This window comes from Aliiglaciecola sp. LCG003 (assembly GCF_030316135.1).
GTDB lineage: Bacteria > Pseudomonadota > Gammaproteobacteria > Enterobacterales > Alteromonadaceae > Aliiglaciecola.
In genome coordinates this window covers 4,361,424-4,384,175 of the sequence record NZ_CP128185.1, presented here as the reverse complement: position 1 = coordinate 4,384,175, position 22,752 = coordinate 4,361,424, and the positions used below count along the sequence as shown (strand labels likewise).

Genomic DNA, 22,752 nt, shown 5'->3' with positions numbered 1-22,752 from the left:
AATGGCCCTATTTCAACACTCAGGAGAGGTAGGTGCGTCCCGCTTTATAAGATTAGACGTCCAATATTGTATTTCTACACCAGTCTAGTGTCTAAATTGACCGCGCCTTCAGGGTGCGGCTATTGGCGTCGGTACAGGCTTGGGGTTTGTCCGGTGAGCTTTTTAAATATGGCATTGAAACTGCTTTTTGATGAGAAGCCGGCGGCTAGCGCCAGATCAATCAATTTTTGATCGCTTTTTTGGTCGAGTTGTTGACAAACCTCAGCTACCCGATATTCGTTAATGAATTGATTGAAGTTCTTCCCTCCATGTTGGTTCAGCGTCTCTGATAGGTGATGCACACTGACCCCAACTTTGTCGGCGAGTGTTGCAAGCGTTAGCTCACTATTTCGATACAAAGCCTGTTGTTTGACTTGGTGTTGCGTCGATCGCAAAATTTCTGCCCGTGTATCTTGATCTAATAAGCCATCCGATAGGTGTTTGCTGGCGGCAGGCGTTGGTTGCTCCTGTTGCGTTGTAATTTGCTGAATCTGAAACAGGCTTGGGTTACGCCATTGCACAATTGCAATAAAATAAACCATTACCGCCAATAGACAGTCGGCCAGTATATCTAGAATTGGCGACCGGTAAATAAAGTAAAATACTACTTTTAAGGCCCAAATTGAAACTATGAAAGCAATCAGACTCCATAACCACTTAAAAATATCTGGGTTGTAAGATGAATGCGTTTGCTTAGCGTTAGTTTGGTAGTAGCTGACCATTCGCATCAACAGCGCCGTGTAAACCACAACTTGGCCGTAAAAAATAGCTTTAGTGAGGGTGTGTCTAAACAGTGTGATATCGGCCATTCTGACAAAGTTCAACGCCTTTTCGGGGGAGAACAGAATGTCATAATTGAGTAGGTAGCAAATTGCTAAGGGAAGTAGATGGACAGTGTCACTATATTTGAGCGGCAAGCCGGTAATGGCTGCTCGACAATATAAGTAGGTCAGCGCGCCGTAACAGGCGGGGAGAAATACTAAGAAGCCAATCAGCCAGGTAAATTTGCTATCACCGCCGGCAACAATTAGCGGCAGTAAGAAAGTAGTCGCTATAAACAGACATTGTAGACCCAGTAATTTACTGGCGTAGTTAACCCGCTTATCACTCACCAGCAGTGTGAATAGAAGAAAGCCCTGAAGCCCACCAATGGCCAGTATGACAGTCTGAACTTGAGACATAGTTATTTTTGTGTTTTATCAGAATATAAGATGTGTGAGTTTATCTATTAATGAATTAGAAGGACAGCCAAGATAAACACCAGAATTGCTGGGGTAGCCATGTTGCAGGATGTTGTGGATGCATCTCGTTTGTCAGCCAGATAGGTGGATAAAAGGCGTATTATTTTGCGGATACCGGAGAAAGGGTGTGATAACTTACTGACTTTATTGGCAATGTCCGAGTTCGTACACAGGTGTCAAGCTGGATAAATGGATTAAATCCGTATTCTATTACGGACTTAATCCACTGAAAGTAGTGATTTGTTGTCAATATCCAAAGTCATCAGAGGACCACTAAACGTTATGTATGATTTGGGGTTATTTCAATTGTTGTAACGCACATATCAATTGCAGTTTTAATTTAGTCATGGCATTAAATAAACCAATATTGTTTAGCCGGCAAGTTGGCTTGGGAAAGTTACTGCTGGTACTGCGTACCAAAGCGCTTACAAACGCCACAAATTGAAGCGTTAGTGTGTAAAACGGATAGAGTCCAAGTTTAGTTTCCTAGGGAAGTATCGATTTGAAAAAGTATATGGTTGTAGAAAAGTTCAAGGATGGTTGCATTGAGGCCAATTATGAAAGATATAACTCTAATGGGCGCATGTTTCCCGATGGGCTACATTATTTAAACTCTTGGGTGAATAAAGAACTTAATGTGTGTTATCAGCTCATGGAATCAAACGACATTGAACTATTTTACGAGTGGTTTAAAAAGTGGGATGATTTCGTTGATTTTGAATTAGTACCGCTGGACTAATTTATCCACAACACGCCAATTTTCAGTGGCTATTTCTTGCTGACGGCTGCTTATTTTCGCCAAGTATAGCCAGCAATGTTGCTCGGAAAATACGGGCGTTATGTGTCTTTGCAAATGGAGCATTTTTTGCCAAAAGAGTTAAGCTTTAGGTTTATCAAGGGGATGTCTTTGGTTACCTTTGTGACTACATCATTGCTTTCTTTGCAATTACCGTGGAAAAACGACATATAACAAATACTTGCTGGCCTTTGGCCAAAGTACTCGTATTTGCCCATATTCAAAGTATTATGTTTACATGGAAGGAACCTAAATGTCTGTCAAACTTAATCACCATGCACAACCGATAAAGACTAATGTTAGGACCAATATTGAAGCTAGTTTCATAGAGTTATTTATTGGCCTTATTTGTGCCGGTTTTGCATACTTTACCTACGATGAAACACTGGTTCTATTCGTGTCTACTGCCCTTATCGCAGGAGTCTGCTTTCTACTGACTATTTATAACATTTACATAGTTATTCAGGATGTTAGCTCGCAAAGGCGGGCTCGAAATTTGCTGAAGGACACTAACAAGGATGATTAAGAAAAGTGGTAATTCGTTTGTGTCAATTAAGAGTAAATATAACAAGCAAATGCTACTGACCCACACTCGCTTCCATAGCTCGTGCTGCATAAAGTTACCCAACAAGTCGTTTCAGTTATTAAGAGCCTTTTAAAATGAAAAAAATGGTTAGTCGTATCACTTTTGTTCTTTTTTTATTAGCGGGGTGCGCACAGCCATCACGATTTGCCCCCAGTTATGCTGATGCACATGTCGGCACTCCAGATGCTGATAAGGCAGTATTAGTTCTTTATAGAAAAACTGTTCCACCATTAATTTACACTGTAACCAGCCAAGTTAATGACAAAGAGTTTGCGAGTCTCCCTAATAATGCATTTTCATGGTCGTACCTCACACCAGGTGATTACGAAATTAAGATGAAATGGCCTTTATTAGCTTTGACTCCAGGCAAGACGATTAATCTCAATATTGAGGCTGGAAAGTATTACTTTGTCGAGTTTGGCGGTGATACTCATATAGCTGGCGTGGGAGGGGTAGTCTACAGTACTCATGATATAACGCTTAATAACTATGAACAGGGCATATTAGCAGTCCAAAATTGCTGTAAATATGTGCCTAGTAGGTTATGAAAAGCCGCTAAACTAAGATAAAACCAAGTAAGCTGTTTCGTATAGTCATTTTTAATTGTTGGCTTAATAAGAGAGGCAAAAGTGGATCCATTAGTCACTATAATTTGGGCTTGTGTAATTGTTTTCATACTTACCGCATTTCTTAGCCTTTTACATGTTTCAGGAATATATCAGTTACCGGATCCTGATCACGGAAAGATACTCTTTAAGGCGCTTGTTGTAGAAGTTGTCGTGATATCCGTCGGGGCTTTTGGATCTTATTTAGGTGGTTTTAATCAAAGTGATAAGCTCAACTCTAACAATGAAAATGTCCAGTCTGGCTTAGTCTGGGAAAATAAAATTGAAATGGTAGGGGGTATAGAAAGAGGCTGTATTTACTTTGAAAACGATAGCACCTCAATATTTTCCAATGCGCTACCTAGTGTAGCTAAAGAGAATATCAAGCTTAAACTTGAATCAATGGCATTCGGAAAATTATTACTAACCGGATATGGTGATCCTGGTCATTCAGAAAATTACTCCGCTACTATTGGCATGAGCAGAGCCAGAACGGTTGCCGATTACTTAATTAATAGTGGGGCATCAGCAGCAGACATTACTATGATGTCAAGTGGTGAGTTTAAGCGAAGCTTGTACGTACACCCTTTTGTGTGTGGAGTCATCGTGCATCGACAAGAAAGCTAGTAAAGCGGTCATTCATTCACATAAAAAGTCCGTGCTGTGGTAGCTTCCGTATTACTCTACCGGCCCAAACAGGCGCAAAACATCTTAGAGGTTAAATTGAAGTATTACGTGAAAATTTTAATTTTGCTCTTCTCTAATTGGGTATTAGCGACAGAGCCAAATATGTGCCCTATAAATAAAAATGTAGCTGAAGATATGAGAATTTTGGAGTCTGATTTCACTAAAGAAAGAGCTGAATCGGCTACAAAATTATTAGCTGGAATTATTGACGGGTCTATCACTTCATATAGTTCGTTCAATGTTTACAACGCACAAAAATTAGTCACAGGGTTTATTCTCAAAAAGAATGCGCTTGATGCTGCAGCAGCGGATAAAGATTTTAGGAAGAAAGAGTTTTGCTCGTTTATGGAAAAATCAGCATGGTGGTATGATTGAAAATGATGTGTAAATTGTGGATGCTCCTCTACAGCTGGTGCTGAATAGATTACCCTTTGGGCGCGCTCTCAAATTCATTTTATTTTGAGGAATAACATGTCAGCAAAGACGATTAATCAAGATGCAGCTCAAACGGTATCCCTTCGCCAGTGGATCAGATTGGTAGGCGTGTATTGCTTAATTCCGCTGATCTTATTCATATGCGGTGGAGATGTCTGCTGGTGGCAGGCGTGGTCATATTCCTTGCTGATTTTGGCTGCTGGTATAGGTGGGCGTGTGTGGGCGGAGCAGCGTCACCCAGGATTAACAGCCGAAAGACAAAATATTGAAAATATCCAAAGTGCAAAAGCCTGGGACAAAGTGCTTGCTCCACTGATGGCGGTGAGTATCGGGTTTCCTATGGTCATTGTTGCAGGGCTGGATCATCGCTATAACTGGTCCCCCGAATTTCCGCTATGGCTCATGGTGATTGGCTTTATTTTAATCTCGCTCGGATACGCTTATGCTGTTTGGGCTCTGGCAGAGAACCGCTTTTTTTCCAGCGTGGTGCGCATTCAGACGGATAGAGGGCATGTGGTGTGCGACAGTGGTCCATACCAGTTTGTGCGGCATCCGGGTTATGCCGGAAATGTTGTTGCACTGTTCGGAATCGTTCTTGCCCTGGGCTCGGTTTGGACCCTGATTCCTACGGTGGTAGCATTAATTATCACAGTGATTAGAACCGCCCTTGAAGACCAGACTTTACACGAAGAGTTACCGGGCTATCGAGACTATGCACGTCGCGTGCGCTACCGGTTGATTCCTTGGATTTACTGATAGAATTCAGTGCTACATATCCTAGTTCCGAGATAGAGGACCTATCGAGAGAGTGGCGTGCGGCCAATAATAGGTGAAAATCAAATATGTACTGGACCAAAGACTGGCAAGAGATTACAAAGGCATTTGCCATTGCGCCGGCAGTACCAATAGGGATTATTAGCATATTATCACTGCCAACGGGTCTCTTTATATTCATCCTCGGAGTTCCGGTTGCCTACGCTTGTGCGGCTATTGTAGGCATTCCATTGTTTGCTGCTTTCAAAAAAGCGCACATTTTTGGATGGTCTTACTTTGTGATGGGTGGCTCAATGTGTGCTGCTCCAGCAATACTCCTATTTGCAAAATTCGATGCGCCCTTGGTATATAGCCTTCAAACCATCAGTGTATTTAGCTTGATGGGAGCCGCGGGTGGCAAGTTACATAGGTATAAGTCTTGTAACGTTTCTGGCTTACTTAATCGATAAATCAGCCGCGCAAGAAGGTCGCTGGCGTACCAAAGAAAGTACCTTGCATTTGTTTGCCTTACTGGGGGGCTGGCCTGGTGCACTAGTGGCGCAAAACTGGTTACGGCACAAGTCTAAAAAAACCTCATTCAGGCTGGTATTTTGCTGCACAGTGGTGCTTAATTGTAGCGGCCTAGGCTGGTACTATTGGCATTTAGTAGCCGTATAACGTTAATCTCGCTTTCTTAACTGCCCGAAGCGTTATCTTGCAACAGGAGACACGGCAATGACCCCCGCAATAAACCTTGCCATTAAACAAAAAATTGCCCATACCGTGCACGAATATAGCCATGACAGCGCCAGTGAATCCTATGGTTTGGAAGCGGCGGAAAAGTTAGGCGTGGCTCCCCAGCGAGTCTTTAAAACCTTGGTGGTCAGCTTGAACAATAATGAGTTGGTTGTAGGGATAATTCCGGTAGCCTCAAAGTTAAGTATGAAACTGATTGCCAAAGCCTGTGACGCTAAAAAAGCCGAAATGGCCGACCCGGCTTCGGTTGAACGCAGCACTGGTTATGTATTAGGTGGTGTTAGTCCATTGGGGCAGAAAAAACGTCTCAAGACGGTTATCGATGAATCGGCTCAACAGTTTGCCAGCATTTATGTCAGTGCTGGACGACGGGGCTTGGAAATCGAATTAAGTCCCGCTGATTTGCACCAAGCAGTGAATGGAGTGTTTGCGTCAATCTGCCAAAGCCAATAGGCGATAAAGTTAAGACTTTTAACAAGCGCACTATCACTTCAAGTTGATCTGTGTGCATCTAATCCAAGTTGCTAATTTGATTTTTCTAACATAATCATACAACACCATCAGGAGGTGTCGTGGTTTCAAAATTACCTCGCTGGGTAGAATACGGCGCTTTTATTCTGGCGTTTATCGCCGGAAATGTGAATGCCATTGGGTTGCTTGGCTTTCAACATCAATCTGTTTCCCATCTGTCGGGAACGGCGACGCTCGTTGGAACAGGACTCATGGGGGCATCCACCAGCGATGTACTGCATCTGATTGGTGTTTTGATTAGCTTTTTGATGGGCGCATTGGTGTCTGGCTTTATATTGTCTAGCAGTTCGTTGAAGTTAGGCCGTCATTATGATTCATTGTTGGCAATTGAAGGGCTGTTATTACTCATGTCTTATTATCTATTAAGCAATGGCTTACCCGCAGGACATTATGCTGCATCGGCAGCCTGTGGGTTACAGAATGCCCTTGCTACATCTTATAGTGGTGCGATTGTGCGTACTACGCACGTAACCGGTATTTTCACCGATTTAGGTATTATGCTAGGCGCCAAGTTACGGGGTGAGCTATTCGACCAACGCAAAGGAATTCTATTTTTACTGATCATAGTGGGCTTTATTGTCGGTGGGACAAGCGGTGCTGTGTTATTTAACTCTTTGCAGTTTTTTGCATTGGTGGTGCCTGCCTCAATTTGTCTGGTGTTGGCGGTTTCCTACCGCATATACACCCGAGATAAAACTAACTAATATATGGCAGTAGGTTGACACCTAGACACAAAGTCGTTGCTATAAAGAGAGCTAAATTATGCAGAAACGAACACGTTGGACCTTTTTACTGGAAGCCCTGTTAGGCTTTATCTTTATCATGGCACTGTGGATATTAGGTATCAAAGCGGGGTTTGATATTGGCATGAAGATGATTTCGGCTGGCAACTTGTATGGCTATGCTATGGCTGGTGGCTTTATTCTCAGCGCAGTGGGAGTGTGGGGAGTATTCCAAATTGTGCTGAAACTGGTGTTTCCTGAGGCTTACGAGCAAAGCATCTCCTACTACCAACTTCATTTACTATGTGGCGCGTTTGGCGTGCTAAGTTCCACGGTGTTTTTCAGCCAAACAGAAGCCACGTTGGCTCTGATATATCCCATTAGCATTGCGATTTGTGGGTATCTTTATTTCAAATGTAAAAGAGTAGAAGTACAGCTTACTGACTAGCCAATTTATAGGGTACTAGCAGGTTTAACGGTTGCAAAGGTTGAATTGCTTCACAACCTTATACTATGCTGGTTCACCTCTTACTACAGCGAGACACAATGAAAACCTCCGAGCATCTCGACAACCCACAAAACGAGCCTGATCAGCCAGTTAACCCAACCCGTAAAAAATTACCGGCTAATGTAAGGGTAATGATTGGTATTGTTGCCTCTCCTACTCTATTGATTATCGCCTTTTCACTTCATGCGATATTTTTCGGTAACTGGAAAGATCCTGGTATCGGTGGGATCATTTTTAGCGCTTTAGGCGTGTTTGCTTATTATGTTGTGATAATGGGAAGGCTACCGAGATGGTTCAACTTCAAAGATAAAAAGCCATAAGGTTGTTACTTTGCGCATTAGGCGTTGCGGTTTCATTAGGGTTTATCATGATAAGCGCTAATATAGCGTTGACGGTTATTCTGCATGGCATTTAGGGCATCATACAAAGGCGAGGTGTCAATGGCATACATCTGCTGCAAGGCATAGGCCGTAGCTTCTAGGGTTGATAAACTATAGCTTAATGATGATTTGCGGATGGCATACCGGCTCTCTGGTAGCTGGTCAAAATGCCAGCTCGGTAAGGACTGCAACCACGGATTTAGCTGCCACATCTTGTAAGCCTTTCGCCAAGTGGCATCAATCAGAATCAATTTTTGCGGTAATGACGCCACAGGCAATGGATGCTGCTTCTCAATGGGTTGGCTGCTTGCATTGGGATAAATTAACCAGTGATGCTTAGGAAACTCAATGCACTGGCGTTTCAATTGAACAAAATCTTGGCTATTTTCACCAATTATTATTTCGCTATTTTCACAGCATAGCCTCAGCAACCTTGCGGTATTTTTAGCATGTTTGGCTTCGTCTGGATGTTGCAAGATTATGAGTTTAACCGGCAAATCCAATGCACGAATTGAGTCGCACACGCAAACCTGCTGTGGATAATGGCAACGCTGGCAGTATTGTCGTTTATTCATGAACTTGATGTTGCTTTTGAAGTGGCGGTTTAAACAAAGGTGAAGTTGTCAGCGGCAAAGCACGTTTCGACTCAAATTGATTCACACAACGCTACTATAACTGATAATCTAGCATAAACGTAGACTCTGGTTTATCTGTTGCCACTGACAAAACCGCACAGTTATTAGAATGGAAGAGAAGCATGTCTTTTAGTGAAAATGTAGAAGTGATCCCGTCACAAAACGGTGCGGGTAGCTCAGATCAAATTGCCACACAGGAAGCGAAAAGGCTACAAAAACAGAAATGGTGGGTACTCACGGCGACATTCCTAGTGATTTTTGTCACGGCGATGATTTGGATTTGGTCCCGTGCACCTATTTATCAGAGTCAGGCGATTATCCACTTTAGTTATGCCCAAGCGCTTAACAACGAACAAACCGCGGTGCCTGAAGAGCAAATTACCCTCAATAGTAAGCGCCTTACCAGTTATCGCATTCTTGAAATGCTAAGTCTAAAGCTCGATGAAGAATACAGCCTTAATCTCAATCCTGAAATGCTGGCACAGATGCTATTCACTGAAGAGCAACTAAGCAGCCGGATCATCAATCTGTATGCAACAGGTGAGCAAGCAGAGGTTTTACAACCGGTTTTAGAACAATGGTTGGCGCTGTATTTGAGTTTATTGGCAGAGGAAACTGAAGATAACACCGAACAAGACATTTCACTTGGGCAACAAAAGCTGATCGCACTTGAAGAGAAAATCATTGAACAAAGATTGCTGGTGGAGCAATACAGCGAAGATAACAATATCATTTCGATGGAAAGAGATGAAAACCGGGCTCTGTCAAAAATTAAGAGCATGGGTGCAGCTTTGGATCAGGCAGAATCTCAGCACGCAGAATCTACTTCAACCCTCAATAGTGTGAAGCAGAGCATTGCCAAGGGTGAACAAGTCACTCATCCTGTGGATAAAAATCGCTTGGATGAGGTGAAAAAAGCGATCCGCGATCTAGAGGCTACCCTCGCACAGTTGGCGCAACGTTATACTCCGGAATATATGAATTTGGACCCAGCTATTGTCAATCAAAAACGTAACCTAGACAGCTTGCAAAACCGCCTTATTGAAATATCGGCGGAGAGCCAGGAAAAGTTTGTAGCTGATTTACAGCGTACCGTATTGGCCTCGAAAGACAAACAAAAGCAGCTAGAAATACAACTAAATGAGTTGGGGCGTGAGGCGCAGTTATTTAATCAGAAGTTGGAAGAATATGGCCGTCAAACTCGCTCACTCAAACAGCTTGAAGAGCAGGCGCAACAATTAAAAGATCAATTGGTAGAAAAAGAAGTGCAAAAGCCGTTTCAAGCCAAAATCAATGTGTTGGAAGCGCCCTTTATTCCCAGTTACCCCATCGCTCCGCACTATTGGCGTGATACGGCAATTGCTGGCGGCGCAGCCGTTTTAATGAGCCTGTTTGCATTGCTACTATTTAGCTTTATTCATCGCCACAAGCAGCCTGCGGCAACTATGACAAGCTACACGGTCGTGCCGCCTACAGGTTTAACATTCAATCAGCAAGCCGCACAGCAGGCTTTAGAGCAACAACAGATGGCGATGCTTGAACAGCAAAATACACCCTTACAGTTAGGCCAGGCTGAGGCAGCCAATGCCGCTAGACTGCTTAGCGATTTCGAAGTAAAAGAGTTATACAAAGTAGCGAATAGAGACGGAAAAATAGTATTGCATCTACTCCTTAGCGGCGTCAGAACAGACGAGCTACTGGCATTGACAGTAGCTGATGTAGATAGTCAAACAAACACCTTGCTTGTGAACGGTGAGTTTCCTCGCAGCCTGAGGTTGAAAGATGATTGTGCGCAATTGCTGATAGGCTTGAGCCTTAATCAACCGCCTGAAAAAGTGCTATTAAGTAGCCGTCTCGACGTACAACAACTAGATCAGATGATGATCAATATGGCGCATGATGCGGGCTTAGCTTACCCAGAGCAGTTTTCAATGGCAGCCTTACGGCATACCTATTTGACATTTTTAGTCTCACAAGGCGCAAGGTTGAATGACTTAGAGCAGGTTGCGGGGTATGTAAGTCCAGCCGAATTAGGCTTGTACCGCCAGGTAAATCGCCGTGGCGAACCAAAAGACATCGATCAACTTGAACTGCAATATTCACTGGTCTAAACGCTCATGGCCGCTAGTGTAAGTTACTACCAAAAAATCTGGCATACGGTGCAAGCTATTCCTGCCGGAAAGGTGGCTAGTTACGGTCAAGTGGCTGACTTGGCAGGGTTGCCGGGCCGAGCGCGTCTAGTGGGCAAAGCCCTTGGCTATGCCCCAGATGATATGCAGGTTCCTTGGTATCGAGTACTGCGCTCAACAGGACAAATTGCTTTTCCTGTTGGCAGCGAAATTGGCGAACAACAAAAAGCGCTATTGCAGCAAGAAGAGGTGGCGGTACTTAATCACCGCGTGAAATTAGCTATTTTTCAATGGCGGCCTGAGCTGGGTGACTTACTGATTAAACTAAAGTACTAGTAAAAGGTGTCTATAAATCAACCAATTGTTTATTTATAAACTTGTGTCACACACAGCGATAGTTTATTTTTAACTGTCGAAACAACAAAAGTGTTTAGGTTTACGTGATTAAAGAAATTTCCATTGATGAATTAAAACCAGGGATGTATGTTCAAGGCATAGTTGAACAACGTGGTAACTTGAAAATAAAAAGTCAGGGAAAGGTCACTAAAAGAGCGATAGTATCTCAGTTGCGCAAGCAGGGAATATTGAGACTACTAGTGGATACTGACAAAGCATTCACAGCAGATCCAAGCGAAGTAGATGAAGCAGACATTGCCAGTGCAGCCGATCCAATAGAAGCACAGCAGGCCCCGCAGCAACCAGAACAGCAGCATGTTAGTTTTGATTCGGAAATCACCACAGCTAAAAAGCTGCATGAAAAAGGTAAGGCCGTTCAACGGCGTATGCTCAACGCTGTGGCCAAAGGTTTGCCGATTGATCTGAAACTGCCAGAAGAATTCACAGAAGAGTTAGTTGGCTCTATGGACCGCAATCCCAATGCGCTAATGTGCCTAACCAAGATCCGCGAAAAAGATACCTACCTCTTTGAGCATTCTCTTAACGTGGCGATTTTACTGGCTAATTTTGCTAAATATTTAGAAATGGACGCTGTTGAAGTACAGGAACTAGCATTAGCGGGTTTCTTACACGATATTGGAAAAATTAGAGTTCCGGATGAGATCTTACATAAGCCGGGTAAATTAACTGAGCCTGAAATGAACATTATGCGAGATCATGTTTATTACGGGATCCAGACACTAGAAGAAATGGGGTTACCTGAACATATAATCCGCACTATGGCTGAGCATCATGAGCGTTTAGATGGGTACGGCTACCCTGAAGGTTTACGAGGTGATGAAATCAGTCAATATGGCCGTATGATCGCAATTACAGATACTTATGATGCTATCACCGCTGATCGGGTATACAAAGCCGGTATGCCCTCGCAAAAAGCACTAAAAATTCTATTGAGCGATTCGCCTGATTTATACGACCGTGATTTGGTCCAAAAATTCGTTAAGTGTGTGGGCGTCTATTCTGCTGGGAGCTTGGTGAAGTTAACCAATGGCCAAATCGGTATGGTTGTGCATCAAAATGAAGATCTGCCATTGAGTCCGATTGTTAAGGTATTTTACTCGGCTCGCAATGAAACTTACCTTCCTATAAAAAATATTGATCTGAAAAACAGTCAGTTGAAAATAGAAAAAGGCGCAACCGCGAGTGAATTTGGCCTAGATTTTAATCGCTTTTTCAATGAACGCATTGCCATCTAGTGTTGCTAATCAACTGACGTCTTTAATGATTGATTCAACCTGATCTTCTGTAATTGAAGAAGGGCAGATGCCGATATTGATCAATAAAGCTCTGACTTCTGCCGGTTCTTTGCTTGAAACTAATTGGTTATTACGCTTTAAATAACGGGTTAAGTTGTAGTGTAATTTGCGTGTTAAACAAGACATGCTCGCCTCTTCATTATTCCTGTCGGTGAATCGCACTACTGCTGATAAAAATGCACCATGCGAATTCGATTAAACCTATTTACTCTTCAGCATAATTTGAACCAACTGACATTTTACTTATATTTCAATTGGTTAATGGTTTTGGCTGTTAGGGGGGTGTTTGTGGTGTGTAAAAAATGCGCAGTTTGGCAAGTGAAAATTACAGAGTCTAGACGCTGTATCATTTCGATTATTTCCGACGCCAATCATTAGCTAGCCGCTAGATTTTTATTACCGAGCCAGTAGTTTGGAAGATATCAGCCCTATTTATTTTTGGGCAACGCGCAAGATGTCTCGCATTTGATCCTCAGTCACATGGGATGGACAAATGCCAACATTGACTAATTCATAACGGACATTATCAATAGACTTTTCAGCCAGCAGATCATGGCGTTTTTTAAGATACTGAGTAATATTTTGCTGCAATTTACGGGTTAAACAAGACATAACTTCACCTTTTACTACAAGGACAATCTCACTCACCTATACTCGTTAAAGGGGCTTACACAAAGCTATTAATAAGATAGGCTACTTGGTTTAATTATATACAGCATAAATTGGGCCATTTTAAATTTTTCATTAATAATCATTAGCATAACCTAAAGTGAAAAAGGGCTTATATAGGGGATTTGTTAAAATTACTGACAATTTTGACCCTCTACGCCAATTATTGGCACTCTTGCATAGGGTTGAGTGGGCGGTTCATGAAATACCAAGTTACTCCTGCAGGTCATATTCACAACTGGGCTCAACGCAAAGCCGCCTGCATTTGACATTTATCTGGTGATTTTAGGAATAGAATTTGAAATCTCATTTACGTAAAGGTAAAGCGCTTATCTGGACACCACTGCAAATTAAGATTTTTGTGTTGGTGGTCAGTTTATTCTCATTAGTTTTCACCCTTACTCTGGTGAGTGTCTACAACGCTGCTTACAATCAGGCAGAAAGGCAGTTCTTATCGCGCTTAAATGTCGGCCGCAACGTATTTCTTAATGAAATTGCCAATGCTAAATCGCAGTTAGATGTGAACGTTGAAACCATCTCTAAAGATTGGGCGCTCCGCAGCGCAATAGGAACAGCAGAGGATACCGAATCAATCCGTACAGTCTTGTTCAATTTTGGTAATCGAATTGAAGCTGATATTGCCTTAGTGCTCGACAAGGACTTCATGTTGATTACCCAATACGGTGGCCAAGACGATGATATAGCCCAAGCACTAGGACGGCGACTAAGTCAATCCCAGCAGCAGCGAGCATGGATCGCTATGGTGGCAAATGAGCCCTATTTGGTCTCCGCTGAGCCTATTCGTGCCCCCGGTATTATTGGTTGGTTGATCATGGGTAAAAAGCTGAATCTAAGCTTGTTAGCACGGATCAAGACCCTGATTTCTTTGGATATAAATCTCGCAGTAGTGACTGGCGACACCAGCGTAGTGCCGCTGTCCTCGGCGCAAAATGATCCTATGATGGTTGAGAAAATCCAGCAAACCAGTTTAATGCTGCCGGACCAACGTAGACCAATTGAATTCCAAACCGTCGATGCCAGAGAAACCGTGCTGCTACCTTTCGTGTTATTTGAAGATGAACAGCATCAATTTGTGGTGGTACTACAAGACTCAATTCAAGTGTGGTTAAAGACATTACGGGAGTTTATGCTTGAGTTACTACCCTTTTTCTTAGTTGGTGTGCTGTTAGCAGTGCTTGGCTCGTATTACATCGCACGGAGTATCACCCGGCCAGTCGGGCGTTTGCTTGATGCTGCTAAGCGGGTAGCAAGTGGCCAATACAGTGAAACGATTGAAATATCGGGGAAGAGTGAATTGGGTGAACTGGCCCATGAATTTGCGGCTATGCAACATGCGGTGATGATTCGAGAGCAGAAAATCAAAGATCAAGCAGAAGAAATACGCCAAACCAATAAAGCCAAATATCAAATAGAGATTATCCAAAAAGAACAGCAATTGGCCGCTTCTGCCAATGAAGCCAAAAACCGCTTTTTAGCCAATGTCAGTCATGAGATACGTACCCCACTCAACTCTATTATTGGTTATTCAGAAATGCTGAGTGACCAACATGCCAGTCAACAACAGATACACCAGGCCACCCTAGCAATCAATCATAGTGGCCATTATTTACTCAATATTGTCAATGATGTGCTGGACTTATCCAAGATCGAAGCAGGGAAGATTCAGTTAGATAGAGCCGATGTGTGCTTGGTTAGTTTACTCAACGAAGTCTGTTCATACATGCGTGGGTTTGCTGAAGAAAAGAACTTGCAGTTTGGCTTACAACTGCACTACCCACTTCCCCAATATTGCAATATAGACGGTACACGGTTGAAACAGATTTTGCTGAACCTGTGTAACAACGCGATTAAATTCACCGCACAGGGCCGAGTGGATCTGCAGGTCTACTTAGATAATAGCAAAGGTCGGTTTATCTTTGTGGTATCTGACACTGGGTTGGGAATGAGTGAAGAGCAGCAATTGCGTTTGTTTACCGCTTTTTCACAGGGCAATCAGGCAATAAATCGTAAGTACGGTGGCACAGGATTAGGTTTGCACATCAGCAAACAGTTAATTGAAATGATGGGCGGCCATATCAAGGTGACGAGTCAGGAAGGCATAGGTAGTCAATTTGCGGTGTACTTGCCTTGGACGCCGGCCCAAGATGAGCGGATGCTGACCTGCGAGCAGCAGGTAGATTGGATTGCCCAGCATCAGCACAGTCATGATTTGGCCGTGCCGCAGATAAACGGCCGTATCTTAGTTGTTGATGACAACGAAGACAATCGCCTGTTAGTTGCCTATTTACTGGCTAAAACCGGTGCACATTTTAGCTTAGCAGAAGGCGGTAAAGCAGCCTTGGAGTTGGCCGGTAAAGAGCAATTTGATTTAATTTTGATGGACATGCAAATGCCAGACATGGATGGATTGCAAGCTACCGGAAAATTACTCGAGCAAGGATTCACTAAGCCAATCATTATGCTGACCGCCAATGTGGATAATGAAAGTATTAAACAAGTGGAGGAGGTGGGAGCGACAGCGCATTTTGCTAAACCGATCAATAGTGAGCGTTTTTATAAATTGTTAGAACAATTCATGGTTATTGACGTCCAACCCCATGGGATGGTTGGAGATGCTCCAGTAGGAGAGGGTTATGCGAAGTTAACCCAGCAGTATACTGCCAGTTTTGAAGATAAAATCATTCAGTTTCGCGCCGCGTTGTCGGAACAGAATTGGCCCATACTTAAAGAATTGCTGCACAAATTAAAAGGCTCAGCGGGGAGTTACGGATTCGATCATATTAGTGATTTGGCCGAAGAAATTGAAGATGCGCTGCAGCAAAATAATATTCCATCGGTTAACGTATTGATGAGTAAAATGTTTAGTGATATGGCTCGCGCAGCCGACTAATTTTGCAGGTATAGTATTGCTTAGACTGACAGGAGAACACTATGGCAAGTCCGCAAGACAACTTATTCGCCAAACAAACTCAAAATGCGCTAGATAATTTTAAGATTAGCAATTTGACCATGCCAGTTGCTTTTATTCATGCCTTAGGCGAGGTTAAATCTGCCTGCGCAAAAGCTAATAAAGCCTTAGGCCTGTTGGATGATAAGATTGCCAACAGTATTATTGCAGCCGCTGAGCGTATTGCAGGTGGCGAATTTGATCAGCAATTTCCCATAGACGTTTTTCAAACGGGCTCAGGCACCAGTACTAATATGAATGCGAATGAGGTGATCGCCCAGCTTGCTAGCTGCGACCTAGGCCAACCAGTTCACCCCAACGATCACGTCAACATGGGGCAAAGCTCCAATGACATCATTCCCAGTTGTATCCACATCAGCGCAGTCAAGACCTTGTCTAATCAACTATTGCCGACAGTGACTCATTTAGTCGACGTCATCGACCATAAAGCGGTAGAGTATGCGACGCTGGTAAAAACCGGGCGCACCCATTTGATGGACGCTATGCCCATTTCGGTGGCACAAGAGCTAGGTGGATGGTCGGCGCAGCTTCGTGCTGGTATATCTCGTATATCTGAAACCCTGCCGCGAGTTTGCCAATTGGCGGTAGGCGGCACGGCAGTAGGTACAGGTATTAATACCCATGTGGAATTTTCACAAAAAGTCTGCTCCCATTTATCCAAACAAACGGGATTGCCCTTTACCCCAGCAGTGAATTTCTTTGCCGCGATCAGCTCGCAGGATGCGGCAGTAGAATTAAGTGGCCAATTGAAAACTCTCGCAGTAAGTTTAATGAAAATCAGCAATGATTTACGTTGGATGAACAGTGGTCCCAATAGCGGGCTAGGCGAAATAGTCCTGACCAAATTACAAGCGGGCAGCAGTATTATGCCTGGTAAGGTGAATCCGGTCATACCTGAGGCTACCGCTATGGCATGTGCCCAAGTGATGGGTAACGATGCCACTATTAGCATAGCCGGACAATCCGGTAATTTTCAGCTCAATACCATGTTACCTGTCATCGCCTATAATTTGCTGCAAAGTATCGAGATACTAGCCGGGAGTTGCACTGCTTTAGCTGACAAAGCCATCCATGACATGCAATTCAATCGCAACAAACTAGAGCAGGCAGTATCACGTAACCCCATCTTAGTCACCGCATTAAACAGTATCGTGGGCTATGACAAGGGGGCAGAGATTGCCACTTGCGCCTATAAACAAGGGCGGCCAATACTGGATGTTGCCAAAGAGATGACGGATTTGAGTGAGCAGCAACTAACTGAATTACTCGATCCAAGAACGATGATTTAAGCTCAATCATCACCATTGGCTTAGCTGCTAGGGATACTCTTGTTTTTAGCTGCTGGGCCTGTTCAGCCGCCTTGATAAACACAAAACTTCATCCAACGGACACGCCTAGTTACACTAAATGCTTACTGCTTAACGGATAAAAGATGGGAGTATGGCTCTTTAAATGATGGAATTAACAGGGACGTATGCATGTATTTAAGCAAGCACATTTATAACAGTGGCGAGGCTAAAGGCTGGCTACCTTGGATAGTTTTAGCGCCATTTTTGGGTATGTTGTTTGTGATTGGCTCTGTTTTGCCAGTTGATCTCGCCTTAGGCCAGTTCGGTTTGACTGAAGAAGATGGCAGTTTCAATAGCATCACCGGTTTTATACTTTTCCTGATACTGCCATTTTCAATCATGTTCTTCATCGTAATTTTATGGACCCTGAAGGTCGAAAAACGTTCTTTGCAAACCATAGGGGTTTTCTGGCCAACTGCCGCTAAAGTATTTCCCCGTTATGTGATGGTTGGTGTGTTGACCAGCGCTACGGTGGTGTTGCTAATAAGCCTTGCTGGCGGATATGAAATTGGCGCTTGGTTGCCCGCATTTGAGAGTCTGTCTGAACTGGGACTGATTCTGTTATTGCTTGGCGGTTTCGCCATTCAATCCAGTGCCGAAGAGTTGTTATTCCGCGGTTGGTTGTTATCTACTGTGAGCCGCAAAAGTAACTTGCTGGTGGGCATGCTGGTCTCATCAGCCTTGTTCACCTTGCTGCACTTCGACCCGAGAGTGGCGTGGTATGTGGCTGTTGGCTCCTTTTTGTTTTCTATTTTTGCGTGCTACCTAGTGTTGGTGACAGGCAATATCTGGTCCGCCATGGGCTGGCATGTAGGATGGAATTGGTTTATTGGCGTTGGCTTTGAGATCCCTATCACGGGGATCAAAATCGACGTTTCTGCTCTTATTGTGCAATTATCGCCCAATCAACAAACGTGGTTAAACGGCGGCAACGGTGGCCCAGAAAACGGCGTTTTTTGTCTGTTGGTACTAACGCTGGGGATCTTGATTTGCCAAAGAAGTTTGTCCAAAAGAGCAAGCTCTTTGCGGCCCACCGATGACGCTTAGTTTTTAAGAATATGATTTAACTGGCATCCAGAGATGGTTGAAAGTGCAGCCATTAGCTCAGGATGCTAACCAAACCTACAACCTCGTATGATGAGGTTGTAGGCAGATCTATCAAATTCCAAATATGGACTGAGCCAATTAGCTAAGCTCGAAAGCTCTTATTAGCAACTAGTAGTTAGTGCTTACATTCGTACTTGGCCATCTCTATCACTTGCTCTTTGGACTTGTCGGAAATGAGTCTAACTTTGCCATGACGACGGTTGCTGCATAATATTTTCCAACCGTATGAGTAATCTAAATTGGCGAATTCTTTACCGTTAAAATACAGACGTCCATCGCCATCTGTTCGATAGCCGCGATCACTTTTTTTAGGGCTGGTGCTGGCGGCAGGCTCATTGTAAGTAGAGCTGGAACCGCTACTTGCATAAGATTCATATTGATAGTCGGTGCCGCGAGATGTGGTTCGATATTGCCAGTCTGTTTTATTGGCTAATTCAGAATAAGCCTGACTATTTCCCAGCGTTTGGCTAAAACGCTCAATACTGGCTATATCAGCGGATTGGGCTTGGCATGAGTAAACATTATTATAATAGGTTGCCTTGTCTGCGCCTAGGGTAAATATTGACTCTATGATGCCTGTGTCGCGGGTGCCACTTTCTTCACGCAAGAATTTGCAACTGCCATCAAAGCTAAGGGGGAAGGTGCTGTCCCCATACTTGATATCAACAAAATATTGTTCTTGTGCAAAACGCAGCTTGGTTGCTGGAGTTAGATACTTCAAGACGTAGCGATACTCAACAGAATCAAAAAAACGCTCAGGACGGTTCAAGTGTTGTCCAAATCCACTTACTTGCATCGATTTTCTAAAGTACTTGGCTTGCTCAAAATTAGCTATGTTGCTAGCCATATCGAAAAAGCTTGGTATGTCTCTAAGGTATTTGGTGCGCGAATCAAAATAGTTCTCAAGCAATTTGCTAGCAACTTCAACTTTAGATGAGGAGCTAACTACAGCTTGATGGGCATGGTTTAAATGGATATTTTTGGCAGTCAGTCTGTAGGCGTTCATGTAACCGTTAAAGCTATGATATTCGACGAATAGACTTTCCAAATTATTAGTTGCCTGTTGGCTGAATTCGCCCTTTGGATAATGGTTTAAATACTGCTGATAGCTTGCAATGGACCCAGCATTTTTTGCAAGGTTAAAGGCTTTGCGATCTTTATCTCGGGCAATTTGGTTTTGAATATTACTACGTTTGCCATTGACCCGCGCAATCAAACTTTTAGATACCTTAGGGATCACAGGCGTGACATCGCGCTTGCTGATGTAGCCGATAGTCATAGTTTCGGGCGAAAACGCATAAATATTCTTACTGATTTTTACCCAGTTTGCACCAACCTCTCCTTGAATGTAATCACCTTTGTAATAAGTCCAATCCCACTTTTGATGGAGGTCACCCGCTTTTGGCGTTTCATTAGCGATGAGCTTTTTTCTGGTGACCTTGTAGCATCTATCAGCGGTGCGCTTGCGCTTTTTATGCCATGCGGTGACATCTCTCTGCGTTTGGATATCGTTAAAATCGGTCGATAACTCAATCTCAATTTGTCTTTTTTCCATCATGCAGTGGTTTTTGGTACTGACCGGAGACATCTTGTTTAATACTGAAGTCAATTTTGCTAGTGCGGGTTCTGAGTCAGACGCGTTGATCTGCGCAATGATTTCTTTGTCTAGAAATGGTTGTAAATAATGGAAATTTGCTTGCCCCAGACCTGCTATTTCTCGTGTTTTTAATGATTGCTTGAACTGAGCTAGCGCAGCGGAGTAATCGATAATTTCGACCCTATAGCTTCGATAAGCTACGTCACTCTTGTAGGGTCTGATTAACACCTCTATACCTGATTTTAATGATACCTCGTGATACACATTGGAGCCCGGCGAAATGTTGGGGTTGTCTGCCATTAAGCTCAAACCCATTTGCTTGATTCTCTGATCCGCTAATTTTCTTGCCTGTTGTTTGTTGCCATAGAAGCTCTCGCTAGTACTATTTTTAAGTCCAAATAAACTTCCGCTTCCCATGTTATTGCTATACACATAGATATAAACGTCTTGTTCGTTTTCAAAAATACGCAATTTACCGTCATTGAAGTATTTTCCGACTCTTGCTACACCGACATCAGGATGTTTTTTAACAAACTTCAGTTCTTCAGGCGCAACCACTGCGGTGGAATCGTAAGTACCACATCCCGCTAGGAGCAGTGCTAGTGCAGTGACAGATATCCAACTGCATAATCTAAAAATATTGTTAAACAAGAGACGATTTCCTTATTATCAAAGTTTGTTTGACAAAAATAACCCTAGCATCACTGGACTCTAAACACCCATAATTGGCGTGTAAATATCGGTGATTTCCGGGCGTTACACCTATTTTCGGCAATAGCCTAGCACAATGTTTTTACTGAAATAATCAGTTTTATTTATATTTATCTACAAGCTGAATTGTCAGAATGCGTTTTAAAGGTTAATTAATTTCACTTTATATTCAATTGGTTACATCTTACAGTAACCTCAATCTTATTTTTGAATGGGTTAACTGGGCGCCGTGTACTATTAAATAGGCTTGACTATAGATAGACTAATTCCCGTTGATGTAAGGTGAAAATACAAGAGTTAAACCAAATGAAAATTGGACGTAATGATCCCTGTCCGTGTGGCAGTGGCAAAAAATATAAAGGTTGTTGTATGGATCAGGTATCCAAGCAGCACGCCGAAATAGCCGATGACATCCAACAAAGCGTGTTGATGAATCCAAATCTAGATATTGACCAGCTGAATGTCATTGCTCAGCACAAAATGGCACAGAGAAATAATCACCCCAATGAAGATTTTTGCGGCCTGACGCCTACACAAATGGCGAACTGGCTATACGCGCCTCTGAATGAATTGGCTTGGGTTAAAATAAACACGCCGGATGATTTATCCAGCAGCCCAGTGATGCGCTACTTAGCATTAATACTAGATGAAGCTTTGCAGAGTGGAGGCTCGTTCAAAGCAACGAGCAAAGGCAATCTACCGGCAAAATTGGTTAAACAAGCCAGTGCGCTATTAGATGAGTTTGCCGTGGCCCAGTATCAAACTGTGCCAAGCATTAGCGAATATTCGGGTAGTAACGAAGACAAACTCAATGGGCTGCACTATACCCGCGTGTTGGCTCAACTGTCAGGGATCCTCTATGTAAAAAGCGGGCGTTTTCACATGAAAAAGGCTGCGCAGAAACAATATCAGGCTCAGGGAATCAGCGCTTTCTTCCTGCCTATGCTAGAGGCTGCGGTAGCAAAGTATAACTGGGGGTATTTAGATGGCTGGTCTGAGGATATTGATCTGCAAACATTCTGGCTATTTATGCTCTGGCGTGTGCAAAGTCATGGCTCTATCGATCAATTAATTGACGAAATGTGTATTGCCTTTCCGGATTTGCTTCTTCAGTTCCCAAAAGGAGAATACAGTACACCATCAGAGCAGCTCGGTTATCGCATTGAAGCTCGCTTTATTAAACGTTTTTTAGAGTTTTGGGGCTTTATTATCGTTAATCCTAGAAGGGTTTTAGATAATAAGCCGCTACCGAGAAAAGCAGATATCCAGCCGTTGCTAGTACAAACATTCGAGTTCCACTTCTAGTCTAGGTGGCAGATAACGTTCAATAACTAAGTGTAGTGCTACTCCATTGAATATATAAGAATGCAGCAGCTTAATATTGAACGTGATTTTATAGTGCACATCCCACTTGTGATTTGTTCATTATTAATGAACGGAAAGTTATGTTGAACGATATGCAAGAGAATGAAATTAGCGATGCCACTATAGGTCAGCTCAACAAGCAAATAGGCTTGGGGCCTTACACACTTTTCCCAAGCGTAATACTAGAGCAGCTTCGGTTAACTGCTTAATGAGGTGCGTTAATACACCATTTTCACCCATTAAACCTTTACCTGATTGAAGTTCAGCTAATGCTTTGTTGAAGTCGAAAGATTGAGTGATGTTTTTAAATTTAAATATGTCAATGCCTTGAGCTTTAAACTGATATGTAATATTGAATGTTACTCACCATTTCAATCACCGGCTGATGGCTTCTAAACGTATTGGGGATGTTAAGTTAAAAGAATGCGTCAGTTAATTTGCTCGATGAAG

The 22,752-nt window shown here is 43.1% G+C and carries 25 protein-coding genes and 1 pseudogene; 20 read left to right on the top strand and 6 right to left on the bottom strand.

What is annotated here, in order from left to right:
* Nucleotides 1-119 precede the first annotated feature (119 nt).
* Nucleotides 120-1,220, bottom strand: a complete 1,101-nt coding sequence (locus tag QR722_RS19210) for a helix-turn-helix domain-containing protein (protein WP_286284640.1) — start codon at nt 1,218-1,220, stop codon at nt 120-122.
* 562 nt (nt 1,221-1,782) lie between these two features.
* On the opposite strand from QR722_RS19210, the gene QR722_RS19205 reads away from it, so the two are divergent.
* The 12 genes from QR722_RS19205 (at nt 1,783) to QR722_RS19150 (ending at nt 7,979) form a co-directional block, all read left to right on the top strand.
* The gene (locus tag QR722_RS19205; RefSeq protein ID WP_286284638.1) at nt 1,783-2,019 is read left to right on the top strand and encodes a DUF3303 domain-containing protein; all 237 of its coding nucleotides are present in this window, start codon (nt 1,783-1,785) and stop codon (nt 2,017-2,019) included.
* Nucleotides 2,020-2,329: 310 nt separating this feature from the next.
* Entirely contained in the window at nt 2,330-2,602 is a 273-nt protein-coding gene (locus QR722_RS19200; protein ID WP_286284636.1) for a hypothetical protein, read from the top strand.
* Nucleotides 2,603-2,736: 134 nt separating this feature from the next.
* Nucleotides 2,737-3,210 carry a DUF2846 domain-containing protein gene (locus QR722_RS19195; protein WP_286284633.1) on the top strand — a complete coding sequence of 158 codons (474 nt, stop codon included), beginning with the start codon at nt 2,737-2,739 and terminating at the stop codon, nt 3,208-3,210.
* Between the two features lie 81 nt (nt 3,211-3,291).
* Entirely contained in the window at nt 3,292-3,894 is a 603-nt protein-coding gene (locus tag QR722_RS19190; RefSeq protein ID WP_286284631.1) for an OmpA family protein, read from the top strand.
* A 108-nt stretch (nt 3,895-4,002) separates the two neighbouring features.
* Entirely contained in the window at nt 4,003-4,329 is a 327-nt protein-coding gene (locus QR722_RS19185; RefSeq protein WP_286284630.1) for a hypothetical protein, read from the top strand.
* Between the two features lie 96 nt (nt 4,330-4,425).
* The gene (locus tag QR722_RS19180) at nt 4,426-5,145 is read left to right on the top strand and encodes a methyltransferase family protein (protein ID WP_286284628.1); all 720 of its coding nucleotides are present in this window, start codon (nt 4,426-4,428) and stop codon (nt 5,143-5,145) included.
* An 86-nt stretch (nt 5,146-5,231) separates the two neighbouring features.
* Nucleotides 5,232-5,612, top strand: coding sequence for a hypothetical protein (locus QR722_RS19175; protein ID WP_286287752.1), 381 nt, complete (start codon nt 5,232-5,234; stop codon nt 5,610-5,612).
* A complete protein-coding gene (locus QR722_RS19170) occupies nt 5,557-5,820 on the top strand; it encodes a DUF1294 domain-containing protein (RefSeq protein WP_286284626.1) in 264 nt (87 codons plus the stop codon). The genes QR722_RS19175 and QR722_RS19170 overlap by 56 nt, the downstream gene beginning before the upstream one ends.
* A gap of 57 nt (nt 5,821-5,877) precedes the next feature.
* Nucleotides 5,878-6,351, top strand: a complete 474-nt coding sequence (gene ybaK, locus QR722_RS19165) for a Cys-tRNA(Pro) deacylase (protein ID WP_286284625.1) — start codon at nt 5,878-5,880, stop codon at nt 6,349-6,351.
* Nucleotides 6,352-6,470: 119 nt separating this feature from the next.
* The gene (locus QR722_RS19160) at nt 6,471-7,133 is read left to right on the top strand and encodes a YoaK family protein (RefSeq protein WP_286284624.1); all 663 of its coding nucleotides are present in this window, start codon (nt 6,471-6,473) and stop codon (nt 7,131-7,133) included.
* Nucleotides 7,134-7,191: 58 nt separating this feature from the next.
* A complete protein-coding gene (locus QR722_RS19155) occupies nt 7,192-7,599 on the top strand; it encodes a hypothetical protein (RefSeq protein ID WP_286284623.1) in 408 nt (135 codons plus the stop codon).
* 98 nt (nt 7,600-7,697) lie between these two features.
* Complete coding sequence (locus QR722_RS19150) at nt 7,698-7,979, top strand: hypothetical protein (RefSeq protein ID WP_286284621.1); 282 nt, start codon at nt 7,698-7,700, stop codon at nt 7,977-7,979.
* 35 nt (nt 7,980-8,014) lie between these two features.
* Here QR722_RS19150 and QR722_RS19145 read toward each other — a convergent pair whose 3' ends face one another.
* The gene (locus QR722_RS19145; RefSeq protein WP_286284619.1) at nt 8,015-8,614 is read right to left on the bottom strand and encodes a tRNA-uridine aminocarboxypropyltransferase; all 600 of its coding nucleotides are present in this window, start codon (nt 8,612-8,614) and stop codon (nt 8,015-8,017) included.
* 182 nt (nt 8,615-8,796) lie between these two features.
* Here QR722_RS19145 and QR722_RS19140 point away from each other — a divergent pair, with 182 nt between their 5' ends.
* From QR722_RS19140 to QR722_RS19130, 3 genes are all read left to right on the top strand, one after another.
* A complete protein-coding gene (locus QR722_RS19140) occupies nt 8,797-10,785 on the top strand; it encodes a tyrosine-type recombinase/integrase (protein ID WP_286284618.1) in 1,989 nt (662 codons plus the stop codon).
* Between the two features lie 6 nt (nt 10,786-10,791).
* Complete coding sequence (locus tag QR722_RS19135; protein WP_286284617.1) at nt 10,792-11,139, top strand: MGMT family protein; 348 nt, start codon at nt 10,792-10,794, stop codon at nt 11,137-11,139.
* Between the two features lie 104 nt (nt 11,140-11,243).
* The gene (locus QR722_RS19130) at nt 11,244-12,455 is read left to right on the top strand and encodes an HD-GYP domain-containing protein (RefSeq protein WP_286284616.1); all 1,212 of its coding nucleotides are present in this window, start codon (nt 11,244-11,246) and stop codon (nt 12,453-12,455) included.
* A gap of 9 nt (nt 12,456-12,464) precedes the next feature.
* Here the strand turns inward: QR722_RS19130 and QR722_RS19125 are convergent, their stop codons facing one another.
* Nucleotides 12,465-12,641 carry a hypothetical protein gene (locus QR722_RS19125; RefSeq protein WP_286284615.1) on the bottom strand — a complete coding sequence of 59 codons (177 nt, stop codon included), beginning with the start codon at nt 12,639-12,641 and terminating at the stop codon, nt 12,465-12,467.
* A gap of 306 nt (nt 12,642-12,947) precedes the next feature.
* Entirely contained in the window at nt 12,948-13,127 is a 180-nt protein-coding gene (locus tag QR722_RS19120; protein ID WP_286284612.1) for a hypothetical protein, read from the bottom strand.
* 355 nt (nt 13,128-13,482) lie between these two features.
* Here QR722_RS19120 and QR722_RS19115 point away from each other — a divergent pair, with 355 nt between their 5' ends.
* The 3 genes from QR722_RS19115 to QR722_RS19105 all read left to right on the top strand — a co-directional run bounded on the left by QR722_RS19115 (nt 13,483) and on the right by QR722_RS19105 (nt 18,569).
* A complete protein-coding gene (locus QR722_RS19115; RefSeq protein ID WP_286284610.1) occupies nt 13,483-16,095 on the top strand; it encodes an ATP-binding protein in 2,613 nt (870 codons plus the stop codon).
* 41 nt (nt 16,096-16,136) lie between these two features.
* On the top strand, nt 16,137-17,462 hold the full coding sequence (locus QR722_RS19110) for a class II fumarate hydratase (protein WP_286284609.1): 1,326 nt from the start codon (nt 16,137-16,139) through the stop codon (nt 17,460-17,462).
* A 189-nt stretch (nt 17,463-17,651) separates the two neighbouring features.
* Nucleotides 17,652-18,569 (top strand): CPBP family intramembrane glutamic endopeptidase, encoded by a 918-nt coding sequence (locus QR722_RS19105; RefSeq protein ID WP_286284607.1) that lies wholly within the window; start codon nt 17,652-17,654, stop codon nt 18,567-18,569.
* 175 nt (nt 18,570-18,744) lie between these two features.
* Here QR722_RS19105 and QR722_RS19100 read toward each other — a convergent pair whose 3' ends face one another.
* Entirely contained in the window at nt 18,745-20,877 is a 2,133-nt protein-coding gene (locus tag QR722_RS19100; RefSeq protein WP_286284605.1) for a hypothetical protein, read from the bottom strand.
* A 366-nt stretch (nt 20,878-21,243) separates the two neighbouring features.
* On the opposite strand from QR722_RS19100, the gene QR722_RS19095 reads away from it, so the two are divergent.
* A complete protein-coding gene (locus QR722_RS19095; protein ID WP_286284603.1) occupies nt 21,244-22,242 on the top strand; it encodes a YecA family protein in 999 nt (332 codons plus the stop codon).
* 140 nt (nt 22,243-22,382) lie between these two features.
* A complete protein-coding gene (locus QR722_RS19090) occupies nt 22,383-22,511 on the top strand; it encodes a hypothetical protein (protein ID WP_286284602.1) in 129 nt (42 codons plus the stop codon).
* Here QR722_RS19090 and QR722_RS19450 read toward each other — a convergent pair.
* Nucleotides 22,474-22,602 (bottom strand): annotated as a pseudogene (locus QR722_RS19450) (IS256 family transposase); the annotation flags it as partial. The gene QR722_RS19090 and the pseudogene QR722_RS19450 sit on opposite strands and share 38 nt — an antisense overlap.
* Nucleotides 22,603-22,752: the final 150 nt, after the last annotated feature.

Coding starts and splice junctions, on each gene's coding strand:
- QR722_RS19145 (WP_286284619.1), bottom strand. CDS start 8,614: ATGAATAAACGACAATACTGCCAGCGTTGCCATTATCCACAGCAGGTT.
- ybaK (WP_286284625.1), top strand. CDS start 5,878: ATGACCCCCGCAATAAACCTTGCCATTAAACAAAAAATTGCCCATACC.
- QR722_RS19120 (WP_286284612.1), bottom strand. CDS start 13,127: ATGTCTTGTTTAACCCGTAAATTGCAGCAAAATATTACTCAGTATCTT.
- QR722_RS19155 (WP_286284623.1), top strand. CDS start 7,192: ATGCAGAAACGAACACGTTGGACCTTTTTACTGGAAGCCCTGTTAGGC.
- QR722_RS19095 (WP_286284603.1), top strand. CDS start 21,244: ATGAAAATTGGACGTAATGATCCCTGTCCGTGTGGCAGTGGCAAAAAA.
- QR722_RS19150 (WP_286284621.1), top strand. CDS start 7,698: ATGAAAACCTCCGAGCATCTCGACAACCCACAAAACGAGCCTGATCAG.
- QR722_RS19125 (WP_286284615.1), bottom strand. CDS start 12,641: ATGTCTTGTTTAACACGCAAATTACACTACAACTTAACCCGTTATTTA.
- QR722_RS19090 (WP_286284602.1), top strand. CDS start 22,383: ATGTTGAACGATATGCAAGAGAATGAAATTAGCGATGCCACTATAGGT.
- QR722_RS19110 (WP_286284609.1), top strand. CDS start 16,137: ATGGCAAGTCCGCAAGACAACTTATTCGCCAAACAAACTCAAAATGCG.
- QR722_RS19140 (WP_286284618.1), top strand. CDS start 8,797: ATGTCTTTTAGTGAAAATGTAGAAGTGATCCCGTCACAAAACGGTGCG.
- QR722_RS19195 (WP_286284633.1), top strand. CDS start 2,737: ATGAAAAAAATGGTTAGTCGTATCACTTTTGTTCTTTTTTTATTAGCG.
- QR722_RS19180 (WP_286284628.1), top strand. CDS start 4,426: ATGTCAGCAAAGACGATTAATCAAGATGCAGCTCAAACGGTATCCCTT.
- QR722_RS19175 (WP_286287752.1), top strand. CDS start 5,232: ATGTACTGGACCAAAGACTGGCAAGAGATTACAAAGGCATTTGCCATT.
- QR722_RS19200 (WP_286284636.1), top strand. CDS start 2,330: ATGTCTGTCAAACTTAATCACCATGCACAACCGATAAAGACTAATGTT.
- QR722_RS19135 (WP_286284617.1), top strand. CDS start 10,792: ATGGCCGCTAGTGTAAGTTACTACCAAAAAATCTGGCATACGGTGCAA.
- QR722_RS19105 (WP_286284607.1), top strand. CDS start 17,652: ATGTATTTAAGCAAGCACATTTATAACAGTGGCGAGGCTAAAGGCTGG.
- QR722_RS19210 (WP_286284640.1), bottom strand. CDS start 1,220: ATGTCTCAAGTTCAGACTGTCATACTGGCCATTGGTGGGCTTCAGGGC.